At 44.5% G+C, this 723-nt stretch carries 1 protein-coding gene; it reads right to left on the minus strand.

Annotation, left to right across the window (positions count from 1 at the left end; translation table 11 throughout):
* Nucleotides 1–258: 258 nt before the first annotated feature.
* Nucleotides 259–723, minus strand: a 465-nt coding sequence (locus CIK04_RS23325; protein WP_325205742.1) for a DUF3833 domain-containing protein, incomplete at its 5' end; no start/stop codon positions are given.

Below are 723 nucleotides of genomic sequence, written 5' to 3' on the forward strand. Positions count from 1 at the left end.
CTTGAGCTTCCTGAACACGAAAAAGCACGTCTAAAAGAGATGACGCCAGCGAACTACATCGGTCAAGCTATCGAGCTGACAGACAAGCTGTAAGAGAATCGAGAATCGAGAATCGAGAATCGAGAATCGAGAATCGAGAATCGAATTATTTTAGGGTTGACGTGAAAGCGTCAACCTTCGTTTTGAGCGCGAAGAGATAAGGCTCGACTCTTAGAGCGAAGCGTTCCCGAATCTCGGAGCGCAGCATTCCTAACTGTTTTATTGCCTCTGGAAAAACAACGTAATCGTCCCTACCTCTACGCCAAACTTCTTAATCTTGGTTAGATTAAACACATGCTTTTCATCTTGGCGATAAAGCCAATCATCAAACGACACCGTCAAGCTTGAACCATCGATTTGCAGTTCAAAATCATAGCGCCATTGCAGTGCATTACCCAGTTCCATTCCCTCAGCGACGCCAATGATGTCGTCAGCTTCACCTTGATAGCGACCATCGGCCAATCGGGTAATCCGCCAAATGCGCTGATCAATCTCACCATCGTCAAAAACAAAATCTTCAACGAGAGTCAGTGTGTTATTTTCAACAGAACCGACAATCTCAACCTCAAAGCGTCTGTTTTGTTTACCACTATAATCTTGCACCATACCCCAAGCTTTCACATTYCAGAAAATACTCAAACAGTTCAAATTTGGGATGCTTGCTGGTGAGTCCTTAAGGTCACT

Source organism: Vibrio sp. 03_296 (genome assembly GCF_002265885.1).